3 protein-coding genes are annotated in these 3631 nt (G+C 38.9%); 1 reads left to right on the top strand and 2 read right to left on the bottom strand.

Annotated features, from left to right (window positions below; all coding sequences use genetic code 11):
* Positions 1 to 423 precede the first annotated feature (423 nt).
* The gene (locus QUA33_RS27795; protein WP_333096953.1) at positions 424 to 999 is read right to left on the bottom strand and encodes a DUF3611 family protein; all 576 of its coding nucleotides are present in this window, start codon (positions 997 to 999) and stop codon (positions 424 to 426) included.
* Between the two features lie 1442 nt (positions 1000 to 2441).
* On the opposite strand from QUA33_RS27795, the gene QUA33_RS27790 reads away from it, so the two are divergent.
* Complete coding sequence (locus QUA33_RS27790) at positions 2442 to 3293, top strand: DUF1206 domain-containing protein (RefSeq protein WP_333152953.1); 852 nt, start codon at positions 2442 to 2444, stop codon at positions 3291 to 3293.
* Between the two features lie 63 nt (positions 3294 to 3356).
* Here QUA33_RS27790 and QUA33_RS27785 read toward each other — a convergent pair.
* Positions 3357 to 3631 (bottom strand): IS1 family transposase (locus QUA33_RS27785; RefSeq protein WP_333152950.1); only part of this gene is annotated, 275 nt, incomplete at its 5' end.

Raw genomic sequence — 3631 nt, 5'->3', positions numbered from 1 at the left:
ACTGTAATTAACTCATAATTTTGCCGGAAATATCATTATACTATGTATTTCTGTAATTAATTCTGTCTGACTACTTAGCTCATATTTCCGAATATGAGCCTAAGTTCTGTTTTTCCCAATTCAAAATATATCTCTCAATATAAAGCTAAATGCAATATCTATCAAGATAATAAATAAATTACGTTTTTTTTATTATTAAAAAACGGTCGCTCCTGCTTACTACAATTAGCAGGAGCGATCGCTACCATTTTCAGATTAGATGTTCATCAAAATAGCCAACTTGTTTAGCTGGTCGCTGCACTGTCTTCGCTCTCTTTCGCCAAGACAGTGCAAAACCACCAACCTTAGTTAAATCGGCCAGCGCTTGTAAGTCCTGACGGCATAGGAGTTGTGTTTCCCTTTAGCGATCGCTAATTTTGCCAACTACTCTTCTACCCAATTGAGTAACCCAAGAGAAGTAACAGCTCCAAAAAAGTGAGCGCCAATCAGATTGACGTTAGCCATCGTCACAAAAATATCTAGGGAACGAATCACATTTTCTGGCGCATAAGCTGCCATCGCTTGCGGTTGACTAAGAGTTTTCGCTAGAACTACAGCCACTGTTTCTTCAGAAGCCACAAACGCGATTAATACCCCCACCAAACTAGAAACTAATCCAATCCGTAAGGTGTGAGTAATATGTTCTTTGCTGGGATATACCTGGGAATTTTCTGCGTGCAAAAGTCGCCCTAAAAGCCTATAGCGAAAATCCCAAAAAATTCTAAAGCACAGCAATAACAGACCAACTATTGCTAAAAATACTCCGAAACCAATACCTGCATTATTGGTTTGTTCGCTCATGTTGCGACCCAACATAGCAAATAATAAAACAATGCCGGAAACAGCACCAAAGAATAACTGTATCCAGAAGCTAAATCTACTAAACAAGCGAAAAGTAGCAACGAAATCGCTTTGGATCAGTGGTTGCGACAAGGATTCTGGTTGATTCAGTTGATTCATTATATACACCTTATTGCTGAATTGAGCATCAAAGCAAACGACGTAAGAAATAGGTTCTGCTTGTCTTCCTGTCGCAAGCGATCGCCTTGTGGTTAGCTATTAGAGTTTTCCTGAAAAGTCAGTTAAGGGCAGGACAGGATGCCGGATGTTTGGGTACCGAATTCGGCAATTTCCGGTAAATAAAAAGTTGAACTCAACACAGGCACTGCCGTTGTGGTTGATTTGATTTTCCTAAAATCCTCCCGGTTTTGAACAATCAACTTCTTGCGACAAGGGGAATTTAGAGTCTTAAAAATCGACTTAGGCAAAACGTCTATTGTCTTTGTTCACCATTTCAAAATCTTGCTTCTATCTCTATTTAATCTAACTAGCTTAACCTTGCCATCTGTCTGATGCCATAAGAAAATATCCACCTGATGGAAGATGATTGAGGAAAAATTTATGATAGAGCTTTGAGTTAAGTGCGATCGGAGTATTAGCGATAGATGCTTGATTCCCAACTCCCGCACTGGGGCGCATCCATTCTTACAACATCCATAAGCTAGTTAGGGCAGCTATTCCAGATTCCAAACTATTCATATGCGAGTTGGGAGCTATTCGTTGCAAGCAAGATTACCCGGACAAATTTTTTATCGCCTTCGGAGTATTGACCATTTAACCCAACAAATGAAAACGATTAATATGTGAACCAATTCGCATATTAATCTGTTATAGCAATCCTTGCAGTAGTCATAAATCTTTTACCCCACCCCACCTTCCCCGCGAGTTCGGGGAGGCAGTAAGAAATTCATAAATGATTTACGCTTTGTATATTACAACCATTATTGCTTTGTTTGGCAAGTGATACTGCTTTGTGTCAACGGAGTTGTGGCATTTATATGCGCTTTTATTTCCTATATTGGCGAATTTTTAAGCGTAATTTTAGCAGGGCTGCCTTTATTAGATTAGCATTGGCAAGCAGGTGAGGTGTTGTTGCTATATTTCCTAATTAAACAAATTGCAGCAGGAAATTTTGTCACCCCTATCCTTATGAAAAAGCAGGGATATTTGCTTTCCAATTACACATTAACACTCTATACAGCATTTAGATTTTTATTGTTTTTTTTGGAATTATTTTTAGCGCTACCAATTCTAATTGTTATTCAAATTTGGGTTAAAGAAGTTTTAATCAAAGATATACTAGACTGCTGGCCGACTGCTCCATCATCGAAGCTATCTCATAGCCCATAAAGCTAGATTTGTCAAGGCTAATAAATGTGAAATTTATAAATCAATCAACCGCGGACACTCCCACTCAAGACAGATGAAAAAAATTTCTAAATAAGCTAATTATTAAATTAATAGATAATAATATAAATTATTTGTTTAAAAACTCAGTTAAGTGCAAAGTAATCCACCATATACCTATGCCAGCAGTCGTTAACAACTAAAGTATAAAAAATATGAAACGGGACAACTCACCCACCGACAGCATTAAAGACTCAATTGGACAGGCAGCTTCTCATCCCTGGTTTGAGCGACTGGCAAGATTGGGATATGCTTCCAAAGGTTTAGTTTACTTTATTGTCGGTTTTCTCGCAGCACAAGCAGCCTTTAGTATGGGCGGCAGGACAACCGATACTAGCGGTGCATTATCAGAAATTGTTAACCAACCGTTCGGTAAATTTCTGCTATTTCTGGTAACAATTGGCATTATTGGTTATGCCCTTTGGCGTATCGTTCAGACAATTCTAGATCCAGAACACCAAGGACAGAAAATGGATGCCAAGCGAATTGCCCAACGCATTGGCTACGCCTTAAGTGCTTTAGCTTATGCAGGTTTGGCTTTAACGGCTGTAAAACTGATAATGGGTTCGGGCGGTGGTAATAGCGATACAACTCAAGATTTGACAGCCCAAATTTTAGCGCAACCGTTTGGACAATGGCTGGTAGGATTGGCAGGATCAATTGTTATTGGTGTAGGATTTTCTTATTTTTATGAAGCATATAAAGCCAAATTTCGCCGCCATTTCAAGCTAGATGAAATGAGCAAAACCGAGCAAACTTGGGCGACACGGTTGGGTCGATTTGGAATTGCTGCCCGTGGAATTGTTTTCGTTATAATTGGTTTTTTCTTAATTCAAGCAGCAAGGCTCTCGGATGCCAGTCAAACGAAGGGATTGGGCGAGGTGTTGGCAATTGTGGCACAACAGCCTTTTAGTCCAGTGATTTTGGCTCTAGTACCTTTGGGTTTAATTGCCTATGGCATCTACTCGGTAATTCAAGCTCGCTATCGGCGAATTTTCCACTCATAAGCTTGCTCGTTATACAGAAAGTTATGAATTTTGGGTAGTAATAAATATGTAGTGATTAGATATTTATTGGCTCAAAACATAGTTGTAATGATGGATAAAATACCAAATAGCACCAATATGGTTTTCTAACTTTTTAGAAAATGAAAGAGTTTTTCTTACGATCCGAGAAACACGTTGGCGCAAAGTATTATTAAATCTTTCAATGTGATTAGTCTTTCCACTTTCTTTACCAACTGGCTGATGGCGTAGCGAAGGAAAAACACAAGCATATGCAGCCCAAAAATCTGTATAGCAAACAGCACATTGTCGATATACAGGAGGTAGAGAATTCCATAATT

It is taken from the genome of Microcoleus sp. Pol14D4, assembly GCF_036701245.1.
Lineage (GTDB): Bacteria > Cyanobacteriota > Cyanobacteriia > Cyanobacteriales > Microcoleaceae > Microcoleus.
Note: the sequence above shows the minus strand (reverse complement) of the source record. Positions and strands in the feature narration are given on the sequence as shown.